Annotated in this window: 24 protein-coding genes and 1 riboswitch; of the genes, 10 read left to right on the top strand and 14 right to left on the bottom strand. The window is 71.4% G+C overall.

Features of this window, described 5'->3' with window-relative positions:
- Positions 1–4: 4 nt before the first annotated feature.
- Positions 5–3949: an ATP-dependent RNA helicase HrpA gene (gene hrpA / locus ACLQ3K_RS17505; RefSeq protein ID WP_426000934.1), complete on the top strand. Its 3945-nt coding sequence runs from the start codon at positions 5–7 to the stop codon at positions 3947–3949.
- 32 nt (positions 3950–3981) lie between these two features.
- Here the strand turns inward: hrpA and nrdR are convergent, their stop codons facing one another.
- Positions 3982–4455, bottom strand: a complete 474-nt coding sequence (gene nrdR, locus ACLQ3K_RS17500) for a transcriptional regulator NrdR (RefSeq protein WP_224645796.1) — start codon at positions 4453–4455, stop codon at positions 3982–3984.
- Positions 4456–4669: 214 nt separating this feature from the next.
- Positions 4670–5305, bottom strand: coding sequence for a hypothetical protein (locus ACLQ3K_RS17495; protein ID WP_426000933.1), 636 nt, complete (start codon positions 5303–5305; stop codon positions 4670–4672).
- A 254-nt stretch (positions 5306–5559) separates the two neighbouring features.
- Between ACLQ3K_RS17495 and lexA the strand changes: the two genes are divergently transcribed.
- Positions 5560–6270 (top strand): transcriptional repressor LexA, encoded by a 711-nt coding sequence (lexA, locus tag ACLQ3K_RS17490; RefSeq protein ID WP_224645781.1) that lies wholly within the window; start codon positions 5560–5562, stop codon positions 6268–6270.
- Here lexA and ACLQ3K_RS17485 read toward each other — a convergent pair.
- Positions 6248–7189 (bottom strand): DMT family transporter, encoded by a 942-nt coding sequence (locus tag ACLQ3K_RS17485; RefSeq protein WP_426000932.1) that lies wholly within the window; start codon positions 7187–7189, stop codon positions 6248–6250. The two genes, lexA and ACLQ3K_RS17485, sit on opposite strands and share 23 nt — an antisense overlap.
- 79 nt (positions 7190–7268) lie before the next feature.
- On the opposite strand from ACLQ3K_RS17485, the gene ACLQ3K_RS17480 reads away from it, so the two are divergent.
- Positions 7269–8108 carry a LysR family transcriptional regulator gene (locus ACLQ3K_RS17480; protein ID WP_426000931.1) on the top strand — a complete coding sequence of 280 codons (840 nt, stop codon included), beginning with the start codon at positions 7269–7271 and terminating at the stop codon, positions 8106–8108.
- Here ACLQ3K_RS17480 and ACLQ3K_RS17475 read toward each other — a convergent pair.
- The 3 genes from ACLQ3K_RS17475 to ACLQ3K_RS17465 form a co-directional block, all read right to left on the bottom strand.
- Complete coding sequence (locus ACLQ3K_RS17475) at positions 8105–8926, bottom strand: bifunctional 5,10-methylenetetrahydrofolate dehydrogenase/5,10-methenyltetrahydrofolate cyclohydrolase (RefSeq protein ID WP_426000930.1); 822 nt, start codon at positions 8924–8926, stop codon at positions 8105–8107. The genes ACLQ3K_RS17480 and ACLQ3K_RS17475 overlap by 4 nt on opposite strands.
- A gap of 15 nt (positions 8927–8941) precedes the next feature.
- Positions 8942–9029, bottom strand: a riboswitch (ZMP/ZTP riboswitch).
- 4 nt (positions 9030–9033) lie between these two features.
- Positions 9034–10188, bottom strand: a complete 1155-nt coding sequence (locus ACLQ3K_RS17470) for an acyl-CoA dehydrogenase family protein (protein ID WP_426000929.1) — start codon at positions 10186–10188, stop codon at positions 9034–9036.
- A complete protein-coding gene (locus ACLQ3K_RS17465) occupies positions 10189–11421 on the bottom strand; it encodes an acyl-CoA dehydrogenase family protein (protein ID WP_426000928.1) in 1233 nt (410 codons plus the stop codon).
- Between the two features lie 51 nt (positions 11422–11472).
- Between ACLQ3K_RS17465 and ACLQ3K_RS17460 the strand changes: the two genes are divergently transcribed.
- On the top strand, positions 11473–12051 hold the full coding sequence (locus tag ACLQ3K_RS17460) for a QsdR family transcriptional regulator (RefSeq protein WP_426000927.1): 579 nt from the start codon (positions 11473–11475) through the stop codon (positions 12049–12051).
- Here ACLQ3K_RS17460 and ACLQ3K_RS17455 read toward each other — a convergent pair.
- From ACLQ3K_RS17455 to ACLQ3K_RS17435, 5 genes are all read right to left on the bottom strand, one after another.
- Complete coding sequence (locus ACLQ3K_RS17455) at positions 12048–12698, bottom strand: DUF1345 domain-containing protein (protein WP_224645788.1); 651 nt, start codon at positions 12696–12698, stop codon at positions 12048–12050. The two genes, ACLQ3K_RS17460 and ACLQ3K_RS17455, sit on opposite strands and share 4 nt — an antisense overlap.
- On the bottom strand, positions 12695–14104 hold the full coding sequence (gene hflX, locus ACLQ3K_RS17450) for a GTPase HflX (RefSeq protein ID WP_426000926.1): 1410 nt from the start codon (positions 14102–14104) through the stop codon (positions 12695–12697). The genes ACLQ3K_RS17455 and hflX overlap by 4 nt, the downstream gene beginning before the upstream one ends.
- A gap of 73 nt (positions 14105–14177) precedes the next feature.
- Positions 14178–15026 carry a diaminopimelate epimerase gene (gene dapF, locus ACLQ3K_RS17445; protein WP_426001047.1) on the bottom strand — a complete coding sequence of 283 codons (849 nt, stop codon included), beginning with the start codon at positions 15024–15026 and terminating at the stop codon, positions 14178–14180.
- A gap of 30 nt (positions 15027–15056) precedes the next feature.
- Positions 15057–15980, bottom strand: a complete 924-nt coding sequence (gene miaA / locus ACLQ3K_RS17440) for a tRNA (adenosine(37)-N6)-dimethylallyltransferase MiaA (protein ID WP_426000925.1) — start codon at positions 15978–15980, stop codon at positions 15057–15059.
- Positions 15977–16600 (bottom strand): hypothetical protein, encoded by a 624-nt coding sequence (locus ACLQ3K_RS17435; RefSeq protein ID WP_426000924.1) that lies wholly within the window; start codon positions 16598–16600, stop codon positions 15977–15979. Before ACLQ3K_RS17435 ends, miaA begins: the two co-directional genes overlap by 4 nt.
- A gap of 125 nt (positions 16601–16725) precedes the next feature.
- Between ACLQ3K_RS17435 and ACLQ3K_RS17430 the strand changes: the two genes are divergently transcribed.
- On the top strand, positions 16726–18111 hold the full coding sequence (locus ACLQ3K_RS17430; protein WP_426000923.1) for a DUF349 domain-containing protein: 1386 nt from the start codon (positions 16726–16728) through the stop codon (positions 18109–18111).
- Positions 18112–18172: 61 nt separating this feature from the next.
- On the opposite strand, the gene ACLQ3K_RS17425 is transcribed toward ACLQ3K_RS17430, so the two are convergent.
- Together ACLQ3K_RS17425 and miaB are read right to left on the bottom strand one after the other, a co-directional pair.
- On the bottom strand, positions 18173–18799 hold the full coding sequence (locus ACLQ3K_RS17425) for an Rv2732c family membrane protein (RefSeq protein WP_224651635.1): 627 nt from the start codon (positions 18797–18799) through the stop codon (positions 18173–18175).
- A 58-nt stretch (positions 18800–18857) separates the two neighbouring features.
- Entirely contained in the window at positions 18858–20378 is a 1521-nt protein-coding gene (gene miaB, locus ACLQ3K_RS17420) for a tRNA (N6-isopentenyl adenosine(37)-C2)-methylthiotransferase MiaB (RefSeq protein ID WP_426001046.1), read from the bottom strand.
- 184 nt (positions 20379–20562) lie between these two features.
- On the opposite strand from miaB, the gene gluA reads away from it, so the two are divergent.
- From gluA to ACLQ3K_RS17395, 5 genes are read left to right on the top strand one after another with little or no spacing between them, the layout of a single operon-like run.
- Positions 20563–21291: a glutamate ABC transporter ATP-binding protein GluA gene (gene gluA / locus ACLQ3K_RS17415; RefSeq protein ID WP_224651669.1), complete on the top strand. Its 729-nt coding sequence runs from the start codon at positions 20563–20565 to the stop codon at positions 21289–21291.
- Complete coding sequence (locus ACLQ3K_RS17410) at positions 21291–22490, top strand: transporter substrate-binding domain-containing protein (RefSeq protein ID WP_426000922.1); 1200 nt, start codon at positions 21291–21293, stop codon at positions 22488–22490. Before gluA ends, ACLQ3K_RS17410 begins: the two co-directional genes overlap by 1 nt.
- A gap of 2 nt (positions 22491–22492) precedes the next feature.
- Entirely contained in the window at positions 22493–23167 is a 675-nt protein-coding gene (locus ACLQ3K_RS17405; protein WP_426000921.1) for an amino acid ABC transporter permease, read from the top strand.
- Complete coding sequence (locus ACLQ3K_RS17400; RefSeq protein WP_426000920.1) at positions 23164–24114, top strand: amino acid ABC transporter permease; 951 nt, start codon at positions 23164–23166, stop codon at positions 24112–24114. The genes ACLQ3K_RS17405 and ACLQ3K_RS17400 overlap by 4 nt, the downstream gene beginning before the upstream one ends.
- Positions 24115–24119: 5 nt before the next feature.
- The gene (locus tag ACLQ3K_RS17395) at positions 24120–25082 is read left to right on the top strand and encodes a glutamate ABC transporter substrate-binding protein (RefSeq protein ID WP_426000919.1); all 963 of its coding nucleotides are present in this window, start codon (positions 24120–24122) and stop codon (positions 25080–25082) included.
- Positions 25083–25085: 3 nt separating this feature from the next.
- Here the strand turns inward: ACLQ3K_RS17395 and ACLQ3K_RS17390 are convergent, their stop codons facing one another.
- On the bottom strand, positions 25086–25460 hold the full coding sequence (locus ACLQ3K_RS17390) for a VOC family protein (protein WP_426000918.1): 375 nt from the start codon (positions 25458–25460) through the stop codon (positions 25086–25088).
- Positions 25461–25743 lie beyond the last annotated feature (283 nt).

The following is a 25743-nucleotide window of genomic DNA, read 5'->3' as shown; positions in this document are numbered from 1 at the left end:
GCAAATGACGAAGCAGGAGACGCGCACCGCACGAGACGACGGCGCGGGCGGACCGTCGAAGCGCGATCTGTACGCCGCGCTCGGCACCGATGCCGACCCCGCGCTCACCCTCCGGGACGAGGCCCGCCTCCGCGGAAGACTCAAGCGCGCCAAGCCCTCCGACCTACCGAAGCTGGCCCGCGAGGTCGAGACCGCGCGGGCGCGCTACGCCGAGCGCACGGCGGCGGTGCCGGCCATCGTCTACCCCGAGAACCTGCCCGTCAGCGCGCGGCGCGAGGAGATCGCCAAGGCCATCTCCGAGAACCAGGTCATCATCCTCGCGGGCGAGACCGGTTCGGGGAAGACGACGCAGCTGCCGAAGATCTGCCTCGAGCTCGGCCGCGGCGTCCGGGGCATGATCGGCCACACCCAGCCCCGGCGACTCGCCGCCCGCAGCGTCGCCGAGCGCATCGCCGAGGAGACGAACACGGAGCTGGGCGACGCCGTCGGCTACGCCGTCCGGTTCACCGACCGGGTGTCCGCGAAGACCTCGGTCAAGCTGATGACCGACGGCATCCTGCTACGCGAACTCACCCGCGACCGCCTGCTCCGCGACTACGACACGATCATCATCGACGAGGCCCACGAGCGCAGCCTCAACATCGACTTCCTCCTCGGGTACCTGCGGCAGCTGCTGCCCCGCCGGCCCGACCTCAAGGTGATCGTCACCTCCGCGACCATCGAGCCGGAGCGGTTCGCCGCCCACTTCGCGCGGCCCGACGGTACGCCGGCCCCCGTCATCGAGGTCAGCGGCCGCACCTACCCGGTGGAGATCCGGTACCGGCCGCTGGACGAGATGACCGACGACGCCGAGCCGCTCGACCAGGTCACCGGGATCGTTCACGCCGTCGACGAGCTCTCCCGCGAGGCAGCCGGCGACGTCCTCGTCTTCCTCTCCGGCGAGCGCGAGATCCGTGACGCCGCGGAGGCGCTGCAGGCGCACGTGCGGCCCGGGACCGAGATCCTGCCGCTCTACGCACGCCTGTCCTCCGCCGAGCAGCACCGCGTCTTCGCCCCGCACACGGGCCGGCGGATCGTGCTGTCCACCAACGTCGCCGAGACCTCGCTGACGGTGCCCGGCATCAAGTACGTGGTGGACACCGGCACCGCGCGCATCTCCCGGTACTCGGTGCGCACCAAGGTGCAGCGCCTCCCCATCGAGCCGGTCTCGCAGGCCTCGGCGCAGCAGCGCTCCGGGCGCTGCGGCCGCACGTCGGACGGCATCGCGATCCGGCTGTACTCGGAGGACGACTTCGACGCGCGGCCCGTGTACACCGATCCCGAGATCCTGCGGACCAACCTGGCCTCGGTGATCCTGTCGATGACCGCGCTGGAGCTGGGCGAGGTCTCCGCCTTCCCGTTCGTGCAGCCGCCCGACGAGCGGGCCGTCCGCGACGGCACCGCACTGCTCGAGGAGCTGGGGGCGCTGGAGGACGCGCACGAGGGACACAAGCGGCTCTCCGCGGTCGGCCGTCAGCTCGCGGACCTGCCCGTCGACCCGCGCATGGCACGCATGCTCGTCGCCGCCCGCGAGTTCGGGGTGCTCCCCGAAGTGCTCGTGATCGTCGCCGGGCTGTCGATCCAGGATGTGCGCGAGCGGCCCGCCGAGCACCGTCAGGCCGCAGACGCGCAGCACGCCCGCTTCGCCGACCCGACCTCGGACTTCCTCTCGTACCTGAACCTGTGGCGGCACCTCGGCGACCGTCGCGCGGAGCTGACCTCGAGCGCCTTCCGCCGCGAGTGCCAGCGGGAGTTCCTGCATTACGTGCGGATCCGCGAGTGGCAGGACCTGCAGGGCCAACTGCGGCAGATCTGCAGGGACCTGGGGTGGAAGCTCGACTCGCTCGGCCGGGAGCCGGCGCCGTCGCCCGACCTGATCCACCAGGCGATGCTGGCCGGACTCCTGTCCCAGATCGGCCTGCGCGAGCCGGACGGCAGGGAGTTCCTGGGCGCGCGGAACGCGAAGTTCCTGGTCTTTCCCGGCTCCGCACTCGCCAAGAAGCCGCCGCGGTTCGTCATGGCCGGTGAGCTCGTGGAGACCTCGCGGCTCTTCGCGCGGACCGTCGCCAAGATCGAGCCCGAGTGGGCCGAGAAGCTGGCCGGGCCGCTCGCGAAGCACCACTACTCCGAGCCGCACTGGTCCACGAAGCGGGAGGCCGTGCTCGCCAAGGAGCGCGTCACACTCTTCGGCGTGCCGCTGGTGGCCGACCGCACGGTGAACTTCGGCCGTATCGACCCCGTCGCCGCGCGGGAACTCTTCCTGCGGCACGCGCTCGTCCAGGGCGAATGGCGCACGCGCCACCCGTTCTTCGCTCGTAACCGGGCGCTGCTCGACGACGCGGAGTACCTCGAGGACAAGGCCCGCCGCCGGGACATCGTCGTGGACGAGGACGGTCTCTACGACTTCTACGACCGACGCGTGCCCGAGGGCATCGTCTCGGCGCGCCACTTCGACTCCTGGTGGAAGAAAGCCTCGCGGACGGACCCCCGCCTGCTGGACTTCACCGCCGACGACCTCCTCGCCGACGGTGCCGCGGACGTAACCGCGGAGGCGTACCCGACCTCGTGGCTGCAGGGCCGCATCGAAGTCCCGCTGAAGTACCGCTTCGAGCCGGGTGCGGCCGACGACGGCGTCACCGCGCGGATCCCCGTCAAGGACCTGTCCACCGTCCGCGCCGACGGCTTCGAGTGGCTCGTCCCCGCGATGCGCGAGGAGCTCGCGGTGGCGCTGATCAAGTCGCTGCCCAAGCAGCTGCGCCGCGAGGTGGTGCCGGCCCCCGACTTCGCCGCGGCCGCGCTCGCGCGCCTCACCCCGCGCGCGGAGCCGCTCACCGAGGGCCTCGCCCGCGAGCTGACGCAGCTGTCCGGCACCGTGATCCGAGCCGGGGACTTCTCCACCGGCGCGATCCCCGATCACCTGCGGGTGACGTTCACGGTGATCGGCGACGACGGCCGCGTGCTCGGCTCCGGCAAGGACCTCGACGCCCTCAAGCGCAAACTCGGGGCCGCGGTGCAGCAGGACCTGTCGAGCCGCGCCGGGGCGTACGAGCGCGCTCCGGCGAAGCAGTGGACCGCGGACACTCTCGGCGACGTGCCGCGGACCATCGACACCGAGGTGCGCGGCAGCCGCGTGACCGGCTTCGGCACTCTCTACCCCGCCGGTGACGCCGCGGGCGTGAAGGTGGTCGCGGCGGAGCCGGAGCAGACCGCGCTGATGGGGGCCGGGCTCGACGTGCTCCTCGCCAACGTCCTCCCGGCGGCGCACAAGTCGGTGCTGCAGTCCGTCGGACAGCGGGAACGGCTGGCACTGTCGCAGAGCCCGTACGCGACGCCGATGGACCTCGTCGCCGACTGCCGGCGGCGCGCCATCACGGATCTCCGTGTCCGCGCGGGCCTCGCGTGGACGCCGGACGAGTTCGCGTCGCTCACGGCGACGGTGCGCGCCGGGCTCGGCGAGGCGGTCCAGCAGAACTTCGCCGCCGTCGCCGCCGCGGTGGCGACGGCCACCGAGGTTCGAGGCGCGATCGCGTCCGCGCCGCCGGCGCTGCGCGACGCGGCGGAGGACATCGCCGAACAGCTCGACGGGCTGCTGTTCAGCGGCTTCGTCGCGGCCACTGCGGACGTCCATCTGCAACACCTGCCGCGCTACACCGCGGGCGCCGCCGCGCGCTGGGCCGCGCTACCCGCGTCGATCGACCGGGACGACCGCGGCATGGCGACGCTGGATCGTGTCTACGGCGCCCTGACCGCGAAGCTGGACACACTGCCCGAGCATCGCCGCGACGCAGCTCTGGACCAGGTGCACTGGCTGATCGAGGAACTGCGGGTCAGCCTGTTCGCGCAGTCGCTCGGTACCGCCGGGTCGGTCTCGGAGAAGAAGGTGCTGGCCGCGATCGCGGCTCTGACCTGAGAGCCGACCGCGCGGGCCGGCGCGGAAACGGGCTACGCCGCGTCGGTGGGGTCCGCCGCGGCGGCCCGGGTGCGGAGATCGCGGATGGCGGCCTCGAAGTCCTCGATGGACGAGAACCCCTGGTAGACGGAGGCGAACCGCAGGTAGGCCACCTCGTCGAGGTCGCGGAGCGGCCCGAGGATGGCGAGGCCCACCTCGTTCGCAGGAACCTCGGCCACGCCCATCGCGCGGATCGCCTCCTCGACCTGCTGCGCGAGCTTGTGCAGATCGTCCTCGGCGACGTCGCGGCCCTGGCACGCGCGGCGCACGCCCTTGACGACCTTCTCGCGGCTGAAGGGCTCGGTGACGCCGTTGCGCTTCACGACGGCCATCACCGCGCTCTCGACGGTGGTGAAGCGGCGCCCGCACTCGTTGCAGGAGCGGCGGCGGCGAATGCCCTGCCCGTCGTCGAAGACACGCGAATCGACCACACGGGTGTCCTCGTTCTTGCAGAACGGGCAATACATCGGTCCACCTCCCGCGCGGCTGCGCTCGGACGTCCGGCGGGGCAGTTGCAGCACGGTGGCCCCTGCCACCGACGTGCCCCGCGATCTCGACTCCGAGAATACTCGGCGCGGGAACGGCACCACGTTGTCGAGGTGGGCGGAGCGCCCGCCCTGCCGGGAATCCACTATCACCATGCGGGTGGTCATCTGCGTCTCCTTCGCTCGTGGGTGATGGTCAGTAGCGCGGCGTGACGAGGGTCTGCCCCGCGTGCACGCGGCCGCCCTGCAGGCCGTTGATCTCCGAGATCTCCGCGACGACGGCGGCCTGAGCGCGCTCGGGCGCGATCTCACGGGCGATCTGCGCGAGGTCCTGGCCGGCACGGACCGTCACGACCGAGGTGAGGGCGGGCTGCGCCGCACCGGCGGGCGCGGGCTCCGCCTGGGGCGCGCCGCCGAACAGCACCAGCAGCGCGGCGAAGACGCCGGCGGCGAACAGGACGCACGCCGCGACGGACGGGCCGGGGATGCGGCGCGCGCAGCCGTCGGCGCGCGAGTAGCCGAGGGGTGCGCGGCGCCCCGCAGTACGCACGCCCGGGCGTTCGACGGTGCGCCGAGCGGACCCGCGGGCGCCGGTCACGCGGACGGCGGTGGGCTCCGTTCGAACAAGCCCCTCTGCGGCGCCGTTCGACGAGGTGATCGAGAGCGCGGACACCTCCCGTCCGCGGCTGCGGGCGAGCCTCGGCGAGACCCCGCGGGCCCGGGTCGCGCCGCGCCGGTCGGCGGCCGCAGAACCGTGCCGCACGAGCGCCTGCGCCTCGGCGCCAGCGCTCTGCGCTGCAGTGATGACGTCCCGATCGATGATCGCGGTCATGATCTCTCCTTCGTCGGTAGCGGGTCCTTCTCGCTCACCTACTGGTCTATCGGAGGGGACTGACAAGTTTTCAATCCAGCCCCACCAGTCACACCGGAGTGCGTGCAAGTGTTCGAGAGAACTTCTGTTCGATTTCTACCACACCCCTCGAGCGAGCGGAAGACACGCGGACAAATTTCTCGAACAGATGTTTGTCAGGTCGTTCGAGCTGGACTACAGTGGAGTCGGAACCGAACGGGCGTGAGGAGCGACACATGACAGATGAGCGACAGGTTCAACACCGGGACAAGCGCTTCCGCGACGCACAGGGCAACGTCTCCGAGGATCACCTCACCCGTCGCCAGAAGCAGGTCCTGGAAGTCATCCGGCGCTCCGTCCGCGAGCGCGGCTATCCCCCGAGCATCCGGGAGATCGGCGACGAGGTGGGCCTCACGTCCACCTCCTCCGTGGCGCATCAGCTCCGCACCCTGGAGCGCCTGGGCTTCCTGCACCGCGATCCGAACCGCCCGCGCGCCGTGAACGTCCAGGGCGCGGAGGAGCGCACCGCCCAGGTCATCCAGAAGGTCATGGAGGACGAGGACCGGATGCCGGAGCCCGCCTTCGTCCCGGTCCTGGGGCGGATCGCCGCGGGCGGCCCCATCCTGGCCGAGGAGGCGGTGGAGGAGATCTTCCCGCTCCCCCGTGAGCTCGTGGGCGAGGGCTCGTTGTTCCTGCTCAAGGTGGTCGGCGAATCGATGACGGATGCCGCCATCTGCGACGGGGACTGGGTCGTGGTGCGTCAGCAGTCCGTCGCCGAGAACGGCGACATCGTCGCCGCGATGCTCGACGGCGAGGCCACCGTCAAGACCTTCCGGCGCACGGGCCGCGACGTCTGGCTGATGCCGCACAATCCCGCCTTCGACCCGATCCACGGCAACGACGCGGTGATCCTCGGGAAGGTCGTCACCGTGATGCGTCGGATCTGACCGCACCCGCACTCGCCTCCGGCCGCGCCGGCTCGTCGACCGCTCGGTCGGGGGCCGGCGTTCGTCGTCCACCGAGGGACGCCAGCGCGCACGCGGCGCCACCGAGCACCAGCCCGGCGAGCACACCCGGATGAAGGGCCTCGCCCAGCATCAGGAAGGCGAACAGCGCCGAGACCGACGGGATCACGGCGAAGAGCATCGCTGCGCCGCTCGCCCCGGCGATGCCGATCACGCGCAGGTACAGCGTCGTCGCCGTCATCGAACTCAGCAGCACCATCAGCACGAGCACGAGGGCGCCCTGCACGGGATCGCTCACCGTCGCGCCGAACAGTACGGTCAGGGCGCCGGCCGGCACGGCCGCGACCACCATGCCGATCGCATTCCCGGCCAACGGATCCACGTCGCGGCAGAACCGCTGCTGGTACACCCCGCCCACGGCGATGCCCGCCAGTCCCACCAGCGTGAACCCGATCCCCGCCCCGGCATGGGCCAGGGCCGGCACCGTCGACCAGCACGCTGTGACGACCGCTGCGAGCCCCAGCAGAGCCGCCAGGGCGCGGCGGGCCGTGAGCCGCTCGCGGAGCGCGATCCGGGCCATCACCGTCGTCACGGCCGGGTTGACACCGATGATCAGGGCCGCGACCCCGGCGGGCACGCCCGCCTGCAGTCCCAGGTAGCAGCCCAGGAACTGCGTGGCCTGCGTGAGCAGCCCGACGACGACGGCGTGTCCCAGGTCGGCGCCCCTCGGCAGGCGCCGGTCGGTCGCGCGCACCAGGCCGAGCATCAACACCCCGGAGACCGCGAACCGCAGGAAGAGCAGCAGGAACGGGCTCATCGCCGCGATCCCGAGGGCACCCAGCGGATACCCGAAGGCGTACAGCACCACGACGGAGAGCGCGAGCATCGGCGGAATTCTCATGACTCGATGGTCGAACGCGCAGGCCCCCGCCGTCCAACAACGATTGACGATCACGATCGATCGGTTCTATCGTTCAGTCATGCCGGATCCGATCCTGGACATCGTCCCACTGCGCAGCGTGGTCGCCATCGCCCGCTGCGGCGGAGTCCACCGCGCCGCGGAGACGCTGCACCTGACGCAGTCGACCGTCAGCGCGCACCTGCGCAGGCTCGAGAAGTCGACGGGCGGCACGATCGTCGAGAAGGCGGGCCGCGGAATCCGGTTCACCGATCACGGCAACCGGCTCCTCGGGCACGCCCAGACGATTCTCGACGCGCACGACGCCGCCGTCCACGCTCTCGCCTCTCCCACGACCCGCACGCTGTCGGTCGCCGCGACCGAGCACGGCGCCGACCGGCTCATCCCCGAGCTCAGCCGCGGCTTCGGCGCCCTCCCGGGAGGATGGGCCGCCCAGTTCCGGTTCGATCGCAGCGCGCAGATCGCGGGCGCCGTCGACCGCGGCCTCGCCGACGTGGCGGTCTTCCTCGCCGCCGGCGATCACCCGGACGCCGTCGGCCCCATCGACCTGCGGTGGTACGCCGCCCGGGAGTGGGAGCGCCCCGCCGGAACGGTGCCCGTCCTCCTCTTCGACGACCCGTGCGTGCTGCGCGCGCCCGCGGCGGACGCGCTCGCGCGCAACGGGATCGACTACACGATCGCCGCCGAGGCCGCGAACCTCGCGGGCCTGTACTCCGCGGCCCGCAGCGGCCTGGGGGTCACGCTGCTCCCCGCCATCGACGCGACCGACGGCCTGATCACCGTCGACACGATGCCGCACCTGCCGCCGATCGCTCTCGCGGTCACCGTCGGGCCGCGCGTGCCGGCGACTGTCCGGGCCGCCGTCCGCCGTGCCGCCGCCTCACTGACCACTCCCCGCTAGACCGCGCTCTCCTCCGCCGCGTCCACCGTCTGGCTGAGAAGGACTGCGATGGTCATGGGTCCGACGCCACCCGGCACCGGGGACGCGGCGCGGGCGCGCGCGGCCGCGCCCGGGGCGACGTCCCCTGGAGTGAAGCCCGCGTCGACGATGACCGCACCGGGGCGCACCATGTCGGCGGTGATCAGGCCCGGCCGGCCCGCGGCCGCGATGAGGACGTCGGCGCGTCGGGTGTGCGCGGCGAGGTCGCGGGTGCGGGAGTGGCACACCGTGACCGTCGCGTCGCGCTGGACGAGCAGCGCGGACAGCGGCTTTCCGAGGATCGCGCTGCGCCCGACCACGGTCACGTCCGCGCCCGCGAGCACGACTCCGTGATGATCGAGCAAGGCGACGATCCCCGCGGGCGTGCAACTGCGGTGGCCCGGCCTGCCGAGCGCGGCGGCCGCGAAAGCGGCGCTCGAGGTGCCGTCGACGTCCTTCGTCACGGGGATCGCGTCGAACGCGGCGCGCTCGTCCACCTGCGGCGGCAGTGGATGCTGCAACAGGATGCCGTGCACGCCGTCGTCAGCCCCCAACTCGGAGAGCACACTGATCAGCTCGGCCGTCGTGGTCTCCGCGGGCAGGTGAACGAAGCGGGAGTCCAGGCCGTGGTCGGAACACCGACGGCGCTTCATCGCCACGTACGTGGCGGATCCCGGGTCGTCGCCGACCAGCACGGTGGCCAGGGTCGGGGTGAACGGCAGCGCCGCGGCGCGTGCGGCGGTGCGGCCGTTGAGCTCTGCGGCGAGCCGGGTTCCGGAGAGAACGATGGGCACGGACACGGCGACCTCCTGGGACTTCGACGCCCAGGCGCGCGGCTCACGGATACTCCGGTGGGCCGCTCCCCCGGGGTGCTCCCCGTCAGCGCCAGTCACGGCCACCCTCGAGGCTACCCGCCCTGCGCGCTCGCCTCCGCGTACCGGTGCAGGTGGTCGGTGGCCGAGCCGAACTCGGTCTCGATGGCGGTGAGCCGCTTGAAGCAGTGCCCGATCGCCAGCTCCTCCGTCATGCCCATGCCGCCGTGCAGCTGGACCGCGTTCTGCCCGACGAACCGCGCGGCCCGCGCGATGGTGATCTTCGCGGCCGAGACAGCGCGACGCCGCACCTGCGGCTCCGCGTCGAGGTTGAGCACCGCGAGGTAGCTCGCCGCGACGGATTGCTCGAGCTCGAGCGACATGTCCACCATGCGGTGCTGCAGCGCCTGGAAGGAGCCGATCGGCACGCCGAACTGGCGGCGCTGCTTGGCGTAGGCCACCGTGTCCGCCACCACGCGGCGCATGATCCCGACTCCCTCACAGCACACCGCGGCGGCACCGTCGTCGAGGGCGCGTTCGACGACGTCCCAGGCCCCGCCCTCGGCGCCGAGCAACGCGGACGCGGGCACGCGGACGTCGCTGAGCACGAGATCGCCCGTGTGGTGATCGTCGATCGTGCGGAAGTACTGCGCGCTCACCCCGGCGGGCGGGGCCTGCGGGTCGAACTCGAGAAGGAAGAGCGAAATCCCGTCGCGGTCGAGCCGGCCTCCTGCGGTGCGGGCGGCGACGATCAGGTGCGTCGCGACCGGCAGGTCCGCGACCACGATCTTCGCGCCGGACAGCACGTACTCGTCACCGTCGCGCACGGCCGTCGTCTGGACGTCCCAGGACTCGCGCCCGGACTCGGGCTCGGTGAGCGCGAACGCGGTTCGCGCGCCTCCGTCGGCGATCGCCGTCAGCAGCGCGTCGGCGGCCGCGCCGCCGGATCCGCGCAGCAGGGCGGCGCCCACGACGGCGGTGCCGACGTAGGGCTCGACGACGAGCGCGCCGCCGAGCTCCTCGGCGATCACCATCATCTCCTCGGGCCCGCCGCCCAATCCGCCCACGGACTCGGGCAGCGTCGCGGCGAGGATGCCCAGCTCGGAGGCGAAGGCCTCCCACACGGCGGGTTGCCACCCGATTTCGGAGCGGGCCGCGCTGCGCGACTCCACCAGCGGGTACCGGCCCGTGAGGTAGGACCGCACGGCGTCGCGCAGCATCGTCTGTTCGTCGGTGAGTGTGAAGTCCATCTACAGCCCCAATGCCGCTTTCGCCAGGATGTTCCGTTGGATCTCGTTGGAGCCCGCGTAGATCGAGCCCGCACGATCGTTGAAGTAGCGCAGCGGCGCGACGGCCTGCCACAGGTCTCCGCTGTGCGCGCCGTCGGCGGGCGGAAGGTACTCGACCACCGGTCCGCCGGGCCGCGTGACGTGCGGCTGATAGACCCGGCCGCGGGGGCCGGCGCTCTTGTGGATGAACTCGGTGATCGCCTGGCTCAGCTCCGTACCCAGGATCTTGAGCATCGACGACGCGGTGCCCGGGTTGCCGCCCGCGGCGAGCACGGCGAGCGAGCGGTGCTCGAGGATCTCCAGGACGTCGACGCGGGCGCGCAGCTCCGCCAGCCCGAGGCGGAAGTCGTCGTCCTCGGACAACGGCCGCCCGCCGCGGCCGGCCACCGTCGTCGCCTCCTCGGCGAGCCGGTCGAGCGAGACCTGCATCCAGGGAGCCGCAGCGCCGCCGCCGCGCTCGAACTCGAGGAGGTACTTGGCGACCGTCCAGCCCTCGTCGATCTTCCCCAGCACGTTGGCCTTCGGCACCCGGACCCTGTCGAAGAAGACCACGTTCTGCACCTCCTCGCCGGAGGCCATGACGAGCGGCTGGATCTCGATGCCGGGCACCGTCATGTCGAGGAGCAGGAACGTGATGCCCTGCTGCTTGCGCTCCTGCTTCGAGGTGCGGACCAGCGCGAACATCCAGTTCGCCTCGCGCGCGTGGGTGGTCCAGATCTTGGATCCGGTGAGCACGAGGTCGTCGCCGTCGGACTCCGCGCGCATCGCCAACGAGGCGAGGTCCGAACCGGATTCGGGCTCGGAGTAGCCCTGGCAGAAGAAGACCGACTCGTCGAGGATGCCCGGGAGGAAGAACTTCTTCTGCTCCTCGGTCCCGAACTTCACGATGGCGTGCGCGACCATCCGGATCCCCATCGGCGACAGGAAGGGAGCGCCGGCGAGCACGGATTCGCGCGAGAAGATGTAGTGCTGCGCGACCGACCAGTCGCAGCCGCCCCACTCCACGGGCCATCCGGGCGCGGCCCACCCCTGCTTGTGCAGGATCGCCTGCCACTGCAGGCTCGCCTCGTGATCGGAGTAGACGCTGGTCGCCAGCCTGCCGGCCGCCCGCAGATCGTCGGTGAGGTGCGTGTCGAGGAACTCCCGCACCTCGTCGCGGAAGGCCTCTTCCTCCGCCGTGAACGTCACATCCATCCGGGTCTTCCCCTCGTTGACACCCTCGCACTGGCGAGACAAAATAGAAGTATGTCTCATCCGGAGCGTCCTGACAACCAGGTCGAGGTGATCCACCGCGCCGCGCAGTGGTTCCGCGAGGGCCGCCGGGTGGACCTGGGGCAGCTCGCGAAGGCGAGCGGGATCGGCCGGGCCACGCTGTACCGGTGGTTCGAGGGCCGCGAACAGGTGGTGGGCGAGGCGATCTGGCTCGGCATCGCGCAGGCGATCGCACGAGTCGAGGCCGCCGAGCCGGTCCGCGACCGCGCGGCCTTCCTCCGCGCGTTCGGGCGGCTCGCGCACGAGGTGCGCGACTATCCCCCGCTCGCCGGATTCGCCACGGACGAACCGGAGTTCGCGATGCGGGTCCTGCAGTCGGGCGGCAGCGTGGTGCAGGCGCGGCTGATCGAGTGGGTCGCGGGCTGGCTGGCCGACATCGCCGTCCCGTCCTCCGACGCCGCCCGCGGCGTATCCCGGGCGGACCTCGCCTACGCGATCGTCCGGCTCGCGGAGTCGTTCCTGTGGTCCGACATGATCATCGGTACGCCGCCCCAGCCGGACAAGGCCGCGGCCCTCGTCGAGCTGCTCCTCGACGGGGCGGGCCGGCCCTAGCCGGAGACGATGCCGACGACGAGGTTGATCGCCGTCGCGAGGATGACGGTGCCGAAGGCGTACGAGAGCAGGCAGTGCCGCAACACCACGCTGCGGAGCTCCCGGGTGGAGACCGAGTTGTCGGAGACCTGATAGGTCATGCCGAGGTTGTAGCTGAAGTAGAAGAAGTCGCGGTACGAGGGCGGGTCGTCCGTCCCCCAGTCGATGCCGCCCGGCTCGTCGCCCTCGTCGCCGTAGTAGAGCGCGGCGTACTGCGTGGCGTAGGTCAGGTGCAGCGAGGCCCACACGGCGAAGGCGGCGAGTAGCGCACCCGCCGCGGCCACGTTCCGCGCGTCGGTGCGGCCCGCGAGCAGCAGGATCACGATCGCCGCGAGGCCGCTGATCGCGATCACCCCCACCACGAGCTCGGCGACCCGGGGCCGGAAGTTCTCGCGGCGCACCGTCGCCCGGGTGGCGGCGTCGTCCAGCGGCCACAACACGAACCACCCGACGGCGGCGAAGACCGCGGCCGCCGTGCCGATGCCCAGCAGCGCGCCCAGCGAGAAGCCCAGCGGGACGCCGACGGCCACCGTCGTGACGGCGCCGACGGCGAGGGCGAGCGCGGCGCGCGCGGACGCCGAGGGCGGGAGGTCGCGGGTCTCGCTCACGACGCCGGGTACTGCGCCAGGGCTCCGGCGAGGGGCCCGGGGACCCGGGCGACGATCCGCGTACCGTCGGCCTCGTGCTCGGCGCTGACGACGGTGCCCTCGGCGTGGATCCGCGCGACGAGGTCGCCGCGGTCGTAGGGCAGGAGTGTGCTGACCTCGACGTCGCCCGCGGTGATGAGCTGCGTCATCCGCTCGAGCAGCTCGTCGATGCCCTCGCGCGAATGCGCCGAGACGAAGACCGCCTCGGGCAGCGCGACGCGCAGCTGGGCCAGCACCACCGGATCGGCGGCGTCGATCTTGTTGACCACGAGCAACTCCCGCGGCAGCGACGCCTCCCGCTCCCCCGCGACATCGCGCAGGACCTGCCGCACGGCGTCGATCTGGCGCTGCGGCATCACGTCGCTGCCGTCGACGACGTGCAGCAGCAGGTCGGCGTCGACGACCTCCTCGAGCGTCGACCGGAAGGCCTCGACGAGCTGGGTGGGCAGGTGCCGCACGAAGCCGACGGTGTCGGTGAAGACGACGTCGCGGCCGTCCGTGAGCACGCCCTGCCGGGTGGTCGGGTCGAGGGTGGCGAACAGCGCGTTCTGCACCAGCACGCCGGCGTCGGTGAGCGCGTTGAGCAGGCTCGACTTCCCGGCGTTGGTGTACCCGGCGATCGCCACAGCGGGCACGCCCGAGCGGCGACGCGAGCCGCGCTTGGTGTCCCGGGCCTGCTTCATGCCCTTGATCTCGCGGCGCAGCTTCGCCATCCGCTCACGGATCCGGCGACGGTCGGTCTCGATCTTCGTCTCACCCGGACCACGGAGGCCCACGCCGCCGTTGCTGCCCGCGCGACCGCCGGCCTGCCGGGACAGCGCCTCGCCCCAACCGCGCAGGCGGGGCAGCATGTACTCCATCTGCGCGAGGCTGACCTGCGCCTTGCCCTCGCGGGACGTCGCGTGCTGGGCGAAGATGTCGAGGATCAGGGCGGTGCGGTCGATGACCTTGACCTTCACCACCTTCTCCAGGGCGTTGAGCTGCGCGGGCGTGAGCTCGCCGTCGCAGATCACCGTGTCGGCGCCGGTCGCGAGGACGACCTCGCGCAGCTCGTGCGCCTTGCCGGAGCCGATGTAGGTGGCGGGGTCGGGCCGGTCGCGACGCTGGATCAGTCCCTCGAGGACCGCGGAGCCCGCGGTCTCGGCCAGGGCCTTGAGCTCGGCGAGCGAGGCGTCGGCCTGCGCCGCGGAGCCGGAGGTCCACACGCCCACGAGCACGACCTGCTCGAGGCGCAACTGGCGGTATTCGACCTCGGTGACGTCGTCGAGCTCGGTCGAGAGGCCGACGACGCGACGGAGCGACGAACGCTCCTGCAACTGGAGTTCGCCGACGGTCGGGGCCGGCTCCCAGGTATCCATGTCTGTCATATGCCTCCAGTGTGGCACGACGGGACGTGGGAGGTCACGCGGGTTTTCCCAGGGCTGAACGCGGCGGGCGTCGTCAGAGGCGGGCGGTACCGGAGGCGACGAGGCGGCTGGGCCCGCGGAGCACGGCACCGTCGGCCTCGACGGTGACGGTGACGACCCCGCCCGGCACGTGCACGTCGACCGCGCCGGTCTCGAGGCCCGCGGCGCGCAGGGCGGCGACGGCGGCGGCGACGGTGCCGGTCCCGCAGGACCGGGTCTCCCCCGAGCCGCGCTCGTGCACGCGCATGTGCACGGCACCGTCGGCCAGCGGGGTGACGACCTCGACGTTCGTGCCGTGCGGGAACAGGCCGTGGTCGAAGGTGGGCGCGCTGGCGACGTCGAGGGCGAGCAGGTCCTGCTCGGTGAGCCCGGGCACGATGCAGGCGAGGTGCGGGTTGCCCACGTCGACGGCGATCCCGGCCAGGTCGCGCCCGTCGACCCCGGCGGACGAGCTGCCGAAGACGCGGGGCACGCCCATCGCGACGGAGACCTCGGCGGTCTCGGGGTCGGCGTGGTGCACGCGCACCGGCTTGGCGCCGGCCCGGGAGCCGACCGTGAACTGATCGCCCGCCACCAGCGCGTTCGCAGCGAGGAAGTGGGCGAAGACGCGCACGCCGTTGCCGCACATCTCGGCGATCGAGCCGTCGGAGTTGCGGTAGTCCATGAACCAGTCCTCGCGGGCCACGCCGGCGGGCAGCGCATCGAGGACGCCGGCGTCCAGCAGCTCACCCGCGCGGGCGGCGCGGAGCACGCCGTCACCGCCGATGCCGGCGCGGCGGTCGCAGAGGGCGGCGACGAGCTCGGGCGTGAGCTCGATGTCGACGCCCGGGTCCGGCAGGATCACGAAGTCGTTCTCCGTGCCGTGGCCCTTGAGGAAGTCCACTGCGGTCATGGGAACCAGTCTACGGGCGCGTCATGGCCGCCACGGCGGGGCGGCGTGCGCGGCGAGCGCGGCGCCGAGCAGGTCCGGCGCCGCGGCGTCCAGCCAGACGACGCGGGGATCGCGCCGGAACCACGACCGCTGCCGGCGGACGTACCGCCGCGTGCCGATGAAGGTCAGTTCGCGCGCCTGCTCGAGGTCGTACTCGCCGTCGAGCGCGGCGAGCACCTGGGCGTAGCCGATCGCGCGGGCCGCGGTGACGCCCTCCCGCAGGCCCCGCTCCTCGAGGGCACGGACCTCGTCGACGAGACCGCCGTCGAACATGCGCCGGGTGCGCAGGTCGATCCGGGCGTCGAGTTCCTCCGTGTCGCGGTCGAGGGCGACGATCGCCGTGTCCCAGCGGGCCGGGCCGATCTCGGGCGCGGACGCGGCGAAGGGCTCGCCGGTGATGGTCACGACCTCGAGGGCACGGACGATCCGGCGGCCGTCGGTGGTGAGGATCTTCGCGCCCGCGGCGGGGTCGAGCGCGGCCAGCTCGCGGTGCAGGGCGAGGGGCCCGACCTCGGCGAGGCGGTCCTCGAACCGCCGCCGCACGTGGGGGTCGGTCGCGGGGAAGCTCCACTCGTCGAGCAGGGCCTGGAAGTACATCATCGAGCCGCCGACGATGACCGGGGTGCGGCCCGCGGCGAGCAGCGCCTCGGCGTCGGCGCGGGCCCGCTCCTGGTACGCGGCGACGGTGGCGGTCTCGGTCACCTCCAGCACGTCGAGCTGATGGTGCGGGATCCCGCGCCGCTCCTCGACGGGCAGCTTCGCCGTGCCGATGTCCATGCCCAGGTACATCTGCATGGCGTCGATGTTGATGATCTCGCCGTCCAGCCGTTCGGCGAGGTCGAGCGCGAGGTCCGACTTCCCGGTCGCGGTGGGGCCGACGACGGCGATCGGCCGGGGCACCGTCACGCAGCGCCGCCGGTGGCGACGAGGTAGCCGACGCCGAACGGGGCGTCGCGGTAGAGCACGTCGACGGGGCCGCCCGCACAGGCCTCGGCCGCGGCGCGCCAGCCGTCGTCGAGCCCGTCGACGGGGCCGCCCGCACGGATCGCGTCGACCTGGGCCTCGAAGACCGCCTCGTCCTCCGGACGGTGGCCGCCCGGCGCGCGGGCGGTCAGGGTGTTCGGTCCGTCGAGCACGAAGAGCACGCCCTCCGCGTCGGCGTCGTCGACGATCCGGGCCGACGGCGCCGCGCTCCCCCGGAGCCAGGCAGCGAGGAGCAGCGGCAGCGGCCACGTGGGGCTGGGCGGCAGGTCGTTCGACGGTGCGCCGGGCCCCGTCGTGACGATGACGTCGGCGCCGAACCCGGCGAACGTCCCCGCAGAGGCCTCGTCACCCCTGGTCACGGGCGCGGACGCGACGACACGCCAGGTGCTGGCGCGGGCGCCGAGCCACGCCCCGGCGGTGAGCGCGGCGCCGCGCAGCCGGTCGGCATCCGGGTCGCCGGGGGCGCCCACCAGCTCGGGAACGAGTAGCGGAGCGCCGGGGATGACGGCCACGGGCCGGTGGTCGCGCGGGGACGGGTGCACGAGAAGAACGCTAATCGATCGCGCCAGGGCGCCCGCGGAGTGCTTCAATGGATCCGGGCCCGCGCGCAGTGCGGGTCCATGACGACCGGCAGCCGTGACGCGCGGCGCAGACGAAGGGGAACCCCGTGGCCGAGAACGACCCGATCGCCGAGACCACTCCGATCGAGAACGCCGCTCCCAAGCCGACCCCGGGCGCCCGGCCCGGCCCCAAGCCGCATCCCGGCCCCCGCCCCGGCGGTCCGCGCCCGCACGCCCCCGCCGCCGCGCAGGCCGCGCCGCGCACCCGCCCGGCGTCCGATCCGACGAAGCACGGCCGGGTCGACGAGGACGGCACCGTCTACGTCGTGACCTCCGGCGGCGAGCGCGCCGTCGGCTCGTGGCAGGCCGGGGAGTCCGCGGAAGGCCTCGCGCACTTCGGCCGCAAGTACGACGAGCTCGCCACCGAGGTCGAGGTGCTCGAGGAGCGCCTGGCCAGCGGCACCGGCGACCCGAAGAAGATCCGCACCGCGGCCCAGCAGGTCGCGGACTCGCTGCCCACGGCGGCGGTCGTCGGCGATCTCGACGGCCTGGCCGCCCGCGTCGGCACGCTGCTCACGGGCGCGGACACCGCGATCGTCACCGCGCAGGCGGACCGCGAGAAGAGCCGGTCCGAGGGCATCGCGCGCAAGGAGACGCTCGCCGCGGAGGCCGAGCAGATCGCCGCCGAGGCCACCCAGTGGAAGACCGCCGGCGACCGGATGCGCACCCTGCTCGACGAGTGGAAGACGATCAAGGGCGTCGACCGCAAGACCGACGACGCGCTGTGGAAGCGCTACTCCAAGGCCCGTGACGCCTTCAACAAGCGGCGCGGCGCGCACTTCGCCGAGCTCGACCGCGAGCGCGCCGGCGCGAAGGCGCGCAAGGAGGAGCTGATCGCCGAGGCCGAGAAGCTCAAGAACGACACCTCGTGGGGCGAGACCTCCGCGAAGTTCCGCGACCTGCTCGCGAAGTGGAAGGCGGCCGGCCGCGCGCCGCGCGACACCGACGACGCGCTGTGGGCCCGGTTCAAGGGCATCCAGGACGAGTTCTTCTCGGCGCGCAACGCCGCCGCCGACGAGCGGGACGCCGAGTTCTCCGAGAACGGCAAGGCCAAGCAGGCGCTGCTCGACGAGTACACCCCGCGCATCGAGTCCGCCCAGAGCCTCCCCGCGCAGAAGGCCGCGCTGCGCGAGCTGCAGGACAAGTGGGAGGCGATCGGCAAGGTCCCCCGCGAGCAGATGGGCTCCCTCGAGGCCGGGATCCGCGCACTCGAGAAGAAGATCAAGGCCGCGGACGACACCCAGTGGCGCCGCACCGACCCCGAGGCCGCGGCCCGCGCCGCGCAGTTCCGGGACCGCGTCGCGCAGTTCGAGGAGCAGGCCGAGAAGGCGGAGAACGCCGGCAAGACCAAGGACGCGGTGCGGCTGCGCGAGCAGGCGCAGCAGTGGCGCGAGTGGGCCGACGCCGCCGAAGGCGCGATCGAAGACCGCTGAAGCCCGAACGACGACGACCGCCCGGCGAGATTCTCGCCGGGCGGTCGTCGTTTCGGTGCTGCTAGGACTGGTCGGTGGGGCGCTGCGGGCGCGGCGGCTGCTGGCCGATGCGGTTGGACCGGGCGAACTCGTCCCACTGGGAGGCGGCGTCGCGGCGCTCCTGCTCGGCAGCGAGCTGGAACGGCGTGCGGGCCCAGATGGTCTTGATCCAGACGATCGCGAGCACGATCATCGCGAGCCAGCCCAGGTAGAGGCCGATCCCGGCGCCCGTGGGCGGCTCGCCGTGCAGGCCGGTGGTCTGCCGCGACCACACCGACAGCAGGCCGAAGACGATCGCGACGCCGCAGCCGGCGCCCGCGATCACGGACAGCACCCAGCGGCGGGTCAGCAGGGCGGCGCCCGAGGCGAAGACGCCGAACAGCACCTCGAGCCAGACGAAGATCTTCGAGACGATCACCAGCGAGCTGCCCTCGATGTGCGGGTCGCCGGTGATGATCTCGATGCCCGTCACCGATCCGGTGTGCGGGAGCGCGAGCGAGCCGATCACCACGACGACGGCGATCGCGGCCACCAGGATCCGCGGGCTGACCTGGAACTCGCCGGCGAGCTTGCGCTCGACGGACTCGACCTGCGAGCGCAGGCTCTCCAGCTCTTCGGCGCTCCGGGGGTTCTCGCTGTCGGCGTTCATGGCCTCCATTGTCCACCCCGCACCGAGCGTTGTCTCCTACAGGTCGTCGTAGAGGCGATCAGCAGGTCGAGCACCCCGTCGACGCGGGTGCGGCGGCGGGCGCCGGGCGGCCGACCGGCGGCAGCCCGAGACCCACCCCGACGGGCGCCGTGACGGGGGTGATGGAGGCCTCCACGTTGTCGCCCGCGCGGGTGCGGCGGTGGCTGAGCACGCCGCCGTCCGCGACGAGGTGGTGCGGCGCGGCACCCGTGATCTCGACCTCGACGACGTCGCCGGGCCGGATGCCCTCGTCGCCGGCGAAGTGCACGAGCCGGCCGTCGCGGGCGCGGCCGGACATGCGCTTGGTCTCGGCGTCCTTGCGGCCCTCGCCGAGAGCGACCAGCAGCTCGACGCGCCGGCCGACCTGCTTCCGGTTCTCCTCGAGCGTGATCCGCTCTTGCAGGGCGATGAGCCGGTCGTAGCGCTCCTGCACGACCTTCTTCGGCAGCTGGTCGGGCAGGTCGGCGGCCGGGGTGCCGGGGCGGATCGAGTACTGGAAGGTGAAGGCGGAGCTGAAGCGGGCCTTCTCGACCACGTCGAGGGTGCCCTGGAAGTCCTCCTCGGTCTCCCCCGGGAAGCCGACGATGATGTCCGTGGTGATCGCGGCGTGCGGGATCCTCTCGCGGACGCGATCGAGGATGCCGAGGAACTTCGTGCTGCGGTAGCTGCGGCGCATCTCCTTGAGCACGCGGTCCGAGCCGGACTGCAGGGGCATGTGCAGCTGGGGGCAGATGTTCGGGGTTTCCGCCATGGCGTCGATGACGTCGTCGGTGAACTCGGCGGGATGCGGGCTGGTGAACCGCACCCGCTCGAGGCCCTCGATGCGGCCGCAGGCGCGCAGCAGGTCGGCGAACGCGCCCCGGTCGCGCGGCAGCTCGGGATCGGCGAAGTTCACGCCGTAGGCGTTGACGTTCTGGCCGAGCAGCGTGACCTCGGAGACGCCCTGGTCGACGAGGGCCTGGACCTCGGCGAGGATGTCGCCGGGGCGGCGGTCGACCTCCTTGCCGCGCAGGCTCGGCACGATGCAGAAGGTGCAGGTGTTGTTGCAGCCGACCGAGATGGAGACCCACCCGGCGTAGGCGCTCTCGCGGCGGGCGGGCAGCGTCGACGGGAAGGCGTCCAGCGCCTCCTTGATCTCGACCTCGGCCTTCTCGTTGTGCCGGGCACGCTCGAGCAGGGTGGGCAGGGAGCCGATGTTGTGGGTGCCGAAGACCACGTCGACCCACGGGGCCTTCTTGACGACGGTGCCGCGGTCCTTCTGGGCGAGGCACCCGCCGACGGCGATCTGCATGCCGGGCCGCTCCCGCTTGATCGGCGCGAGGTGGCTGAGATTGCCGTACAGCTTGTTGTCGGCGTTCTCCCGGACCGCGCAGGTGTTGAAGACCACGAGGTCCGCCTGCTCGCCGCCGTCCGCACGCACGTAGCCGGCGTCCTCGAGCAGGCCCGAGAGCCGCTCGGAATCGTGCACGTTCATCTGGCAGCCGTACGTTCTGACCTGATACGTCCGGGCGCCGGTGGTGCTGGTGGAGGCTGATTCGATCACCTCACCAGGGTATCCGGCGAGTGCAAATCGCCCGGTCCGAGCGCGTCGAACGGTCACGGAGGCGCACTGTCGGAAATTCGCGGCACCAATACTGCGGACTTTACTCGGACGAAACCTGATCAATCATAGGGTCGAGTCCATGACTACTCCCGCAGCGAACGGGCCCACCGGCGCGGTCCCTATGATCGAGATCGAGTCCGTCGACAAACACTTCGGCGCCCTCCACGTGCTCAAGGACATCAACCTCACCGTGCCGAAGGGACAGGTCGTGGTGATGCTGGGCCCGTCGGGCTCGGGTAAGTCCACGCTGTGCCGCACGATCAACCGGCTCGAGCCGATCGACTCGGGCACCATCAAGATCGACGGTGCCGTGCTGCCGTCGGAGGGCAAGGGCCTGGCGAACCTGCGCGCCGAGGTCGGCATGGTCTTCCAGTCGTTCAATCTGTTCGCGCACAAGACGATCCTCGACAACGTGACGCTCGGCCCGATGAAGGTCCGCAAGCAGAACAAGGCCGACGCCGAGAAGCGCGCCCTGGAACTCCTGGACCGGGTGGGCATCGTCGCGCAGAAGGACAAGTACCCCGCGCAGCTCTCGGGCGGCCAGCAGCAGCGCGTCGCGATCGCCCGGGCGCTCGCGATGGGCCCCAAGGTGATGCTGTTCGACGAACCGACCTCGGCGCTCGACCCGGAGATGGTCAACGAGGTCCTCGACGTGATGGTGGGCCTCGCCAAGGAGGGCATGACGATGGTGTGCGTGACCCACGAGATGGGCTTCGCACGCAAGGCCGCCGACCGGATCCTGTTCCTCGCGGACGGCCAGATCGTCGAGGACACCGAGCCCGAGTCCTTCTTCACCGCACCGAAGTCCGACCGCGCGAAGGACTTCCTCGGCAAGATCCTGGGGCACTGATGACATCCCCGCAGAGCACCCGACCCCGTCGGTGGCGAGGCGCGATCGCGGCCGTCGCCGCCGCCCTCGTCGCCGTTCCCGTCCTCTCGGCGTGCGGCACGGACACCCCCCGTAGCCTCCTCGCCTCCATCAAGAGCGGCGACGTCGTCCTCGGCACCAAGTACGACCAGCCCGGCCTGGCGAACCGCAACCCGGACAAGTCGCACAGCGGATCCGATGTGGACGTGTCCGAGTTCGTCATCAAGCAGGTCGCCAAGAACAACGGCTGGGCCGAGCCGAAGATCACCTGGAAGGAGACCCCGTCTCCCCTGCGTGAGCGGATGATCGAGAACGGCGAGGTCGACATGATCGCCGCCACGTACTCGATCAGCGCCGCCCGCACGAAGAAGGTCGACTTCGCGGGCCCGTACCTGACGACCTACCAGGCCCTCCTGGTCAGCAAGAAGACCGCCGACCCGATCAAGAGCCTCGAGGACCTCAACTCCGGCCGCAAGCTGTGCTCGGTGTCGGGCTCGACCTCGGCGATCAACGTCAAGGCGGCCCTGCCGAACGTCCAGCTGCAGCAGTACGACGGCTACGCCTCGTGCGTCGAGGGAGTCCGGCGCGGCGTGCTGGACGCGCTCACGACGGACGCGACGATCCTCGCCGGCTTCCAGGCCAAGTACCCGGGCGAGTTCGACATCGTTCCGATGACCTACCCGAAGGACGTGACCCTCACGAGCAGCACCGGCACCAAGACCGAGAAGAAGAAGGGCGATCAGTTCTCCACCGAGCGGTACGGCATCGGCCTCCGCAAGGGTGACGGCGACGCGCTCCGCGAGGTCAACAAGGCGCTGCGCCAGATGATCCTCGGCGAACAGGGCACCGCGACGTACGACGCGGAGGCCGTTCCGTCGGCCCCGTCCTGCGTGGTCCCCGCGGCGGTCGTCTCGAGCTTCACGGGTCTCGCCTACGCCAACCCCGACAACGCCTTGTTCCAGGCGCTCCGGAAGAACCTCGGCGAGTACGCGAACACCATGATCGACCAGGGGCGCCCCGTCGACGGCGGTAAGCCCAAGTCTGTCCTCGTCGCCGTTCCCGGCGATCAGTCGTGGCTGCTTCCCGACAAGGACGGCAACGTGAAGGTGACGGTGAACGGCCAGACGATGACGCTGCCGAAGGCCGATCCGCAGGCGCAATGCACGAAGGCAGGTGTCTGAACATGTGGGAAGACCTCGGGCCACAGCTGTGGCCGGCGTTCTGGGTGACGATCAAGCTGACCTTCTGGTCGGCGATCGGCGCCACCATCTGGGGCACGATCCTGGCGGGCATGCGGGTATCGCCCGTCCCCGCGATGCGGGTGTTCGGCACCTGGTACGTCAACATCGTCCGGAACACGCCGCTGACGCTCATCATCCTGTTCCTCTCGCTCGGCCTGTACCAGAACATGGCGCTCGCGCTGGTGCCGAACGACGCGGACTTCACCGAGAACAACAACTTCTGGCTCGCCGTCATCGGCTTCGTCGTCTACACGGCGACGTTCGTGTGCGAGACACTGCGATCCGGCTTCAACACCGTCCCGCTGGGGCAGGCCGAGGCGGCGCGCTCGCTGGGCCTCAACTTCATCCAGGTGTTCCGGCTGATCGTGCTGCCGCAGGCCGGCCGCGCGGTGATCGCCCCGATGGGCAGCGTGCTGATCGCGCTCACGAAGAACACCACGATCGCCTCGATCATCGGTGTCGGCGAGGCCGCGCTGCTGATGAAGGAACAGCTCGAACTGCACAGTGATCAGCTGATCCTGATCTTCGTCATCTTCGCGGCGGCGTTCATGGTGATCACACTCTCCGAGGGAGCCGTCTTCGGCTACTTCGCCAAGCGACTGGCGGTGAAGCGATGAGCGCCAAGGCAACATCGACCGTTCTCTACGACGCGCCGGGCCCGAAGGCTCGCGTGCGCAACAACATCATCGCGGTGGCCTTCATCGTCGTGGTGGTGGGCCTGTTCGCCTGGGTCATCACGGCGTTCGCCGCGAACGGCCAGTTCGATCGGGAGAAGCTCGAGCCGTTCGTCGACACGAACTACTGGGGGACGTACATCCTCCCGGGCCTGTGGGGCACGTTCAAGGCCGCGCTCGCCTCGATCATCCTCGCGATGATCATGGGCGCGTTCCTCGGCATCGGCCGGCTCTCGGATCACCGGTCGGTGCGCTGGGCGACGGGCGCCATCGTCGAGTTCTTCCGCGCCATCCCGGTGCTGATCCTGATCTACTTCCTGTACATCGTCTTCGGCGTCTACAAGGTGTTCACGTCGGACTACATCGCGTTCTTCGCGGTGGTGTTCGGCCTCACCCTGTACAACGGCTCGGTGATCGCGGAGATCCTGCGGTCGGGCATCAACTCCCTGCCGAGCGGCCAGTTCGAGGCGGCCAAGGCGCTCGGGCTGCGGAAGTCGCAGACCATGCGGCTGATCCTGCTGCCGCAGGCCGTGGCCGCGATGCTGCCCGCGCTGATCTCGCAGATGGTCATCGCGCTCAAGGACAGTGCCCTCGGCTACCAGATCGGCTACATCGAGGTGGTGAAGTCCGGCATCCAGGCCGGCAACGAGTGGGGCAACGTCATCCCGTCGCTGATCATGGTGGCGATCATCATGATCCTCATCAACTTCGGCCTCTCGGCGCTCGCATCGAACATCGAGAAGAACCTCCGCGAGGGCCGCAAGAAGAAGATGATCCTCGACACTCCGATAGCGCCGCTCCCCGAGCCCGGGCTCATGTCCAAGGAGGTCATGGAGACCACCCACCCGGACCCGAAGCACAAGGATCTACGGCAGGACTACGGCGACTGACCGCCGTGCCCTCCAGACCCCGCGCGAGCGCGGCCCTGGCACTGATCACGGTGCTCATGGCCGCGCTCTGCGGGTGTTCGGGGCCGTCGCCGCGGAGCCTGCTGCGGTCCATCGACGACGGTGCCGTCCTCCTCGGCGTCAAGGCCGACCAGCCCGGACTCGGGCTGCGCGGCGACGACGGGGAGTACTCGGGCTTCGACATCGACGTCGCCCGGTACGTGGTGCGGACGGTGGCCGCGGCCCGGGGGAAGGCCGAACCGCGGATCTCCTGGCGTGAGAGCCCGACCTCGCAGCGCGAGCAGCTGATCGACAACGGCGAGGTGGACGCGATCGTCGCGTCGTACTCGATCGACACCGCCCGCGCCTCCGCGGTGACCTTCGCCGGGCCGTACCTCACGACCCGGCAGGGCCTGCTGGTGCGGAGGGACGAGGCGGCCGTCGGCACCGTCTCCGATCTCGGGCGCGACCGGACGCTGTGCTCGGTGACGGGCTCGACGTCGGCGCGCACCGTGGCCGCCCTGCTCCCCGGTGTGCGGCTCCTGGAGTACGACACCTATTCGGCGTGCGCGGACGCGTTGGCGCGCCGCGCCGTCGACGCGGTGACCACCGACGAGGTGATCCTCGCCGGCTTCGCCGCGCAGCGTCCGGACGCCTTCCGCCTCGTCGACATGGTGTTGCCGAAGGACACCTGTGTCGACGGCCGGCTCCGCTCCGCGGGCGCCCCCTTCTCCGTGGAGCGGTACGGCATCGGTCTGGCCCACGGCGACGACGCCGCCCGCGATGCGGTCAACGCCGCGCTGCGGCAGATGCTCGAATCCGGCGAGTGGGAGCGCTCGCTGCGGCGGGCCGTCGGCGACGAGGAGGCCGGTCGGACCGTCGAACGGGACGGCGGCAGCGACCGGTTGGTACCCGGCATCGGGGACCTCGGCTTCCTCACCGCGACGAGCGCACCGTGTGCGGCCCGCTGACCGTCACAGGTACGGGCTGGTGAGCAGTTCGATGCCGTGCCCCGCCGGATCGCGGACGTAGACGCCGCGGCCGCCGTGCCCGTGATTGATCCGGTCGGGCTCCTTCCAGAACGGGTCGGCGGCGAAATCCATTCCGCGGTCGACGAGAAGCGCGTGGGCGCGGTCGAAGTGCTCGTCGTCGACGAGGAAGGCGTAGTGCTGCGGCTGGATCTCGATCGGCGGCGCCGCGATCTGCAGCAGGACGCCGTCCTCGATCTCGAGGTTGGTGAACGGCCCCCAGGACTCGGCGGGGCGGGCCTCGAGGTAGTCGCGGTAGAACGCCGCGGATTCGTCACTGTTCGTGGCGAAGATGATGGTGTGGTTGAAACGTGCGGGCAAAGGGGATCTCCTTCGGGGGTTCGGAATCGGGGTGCTGCGTTGATCGATTCCGAACGGCGGAGACCGCGCCGTCAACCGTCCGCCGGATCACCCGTCTGTGCGTGGCCCGAGGCCGTTCCGGCAGTCATGCCGAGCACGATACCCGGTGGCGCGCTCCCTGGATAGTGCCCGAGCGTGGGGGCGCGGGGCGTGGGGTGCGGGTGCGGGGTGCGCGCACAGCGAAGCCCCCGGAGTGTTCTCCGGGGGCTCCACTTCGCTGGGGATCCACTCCCCTGGTCTTTTC

Source organism: Tsukamurella sp. DT100 (genome assembly GCF_049844855.1).
GTDB lineage: Bacteria > Actinomycetota > Actinomycetes > Mycobacteriales > Mycobacteriaceae > Tsukamurella.
This window is presented reverse-complemented; position numbering and strand designations above follow the sequence as displayed.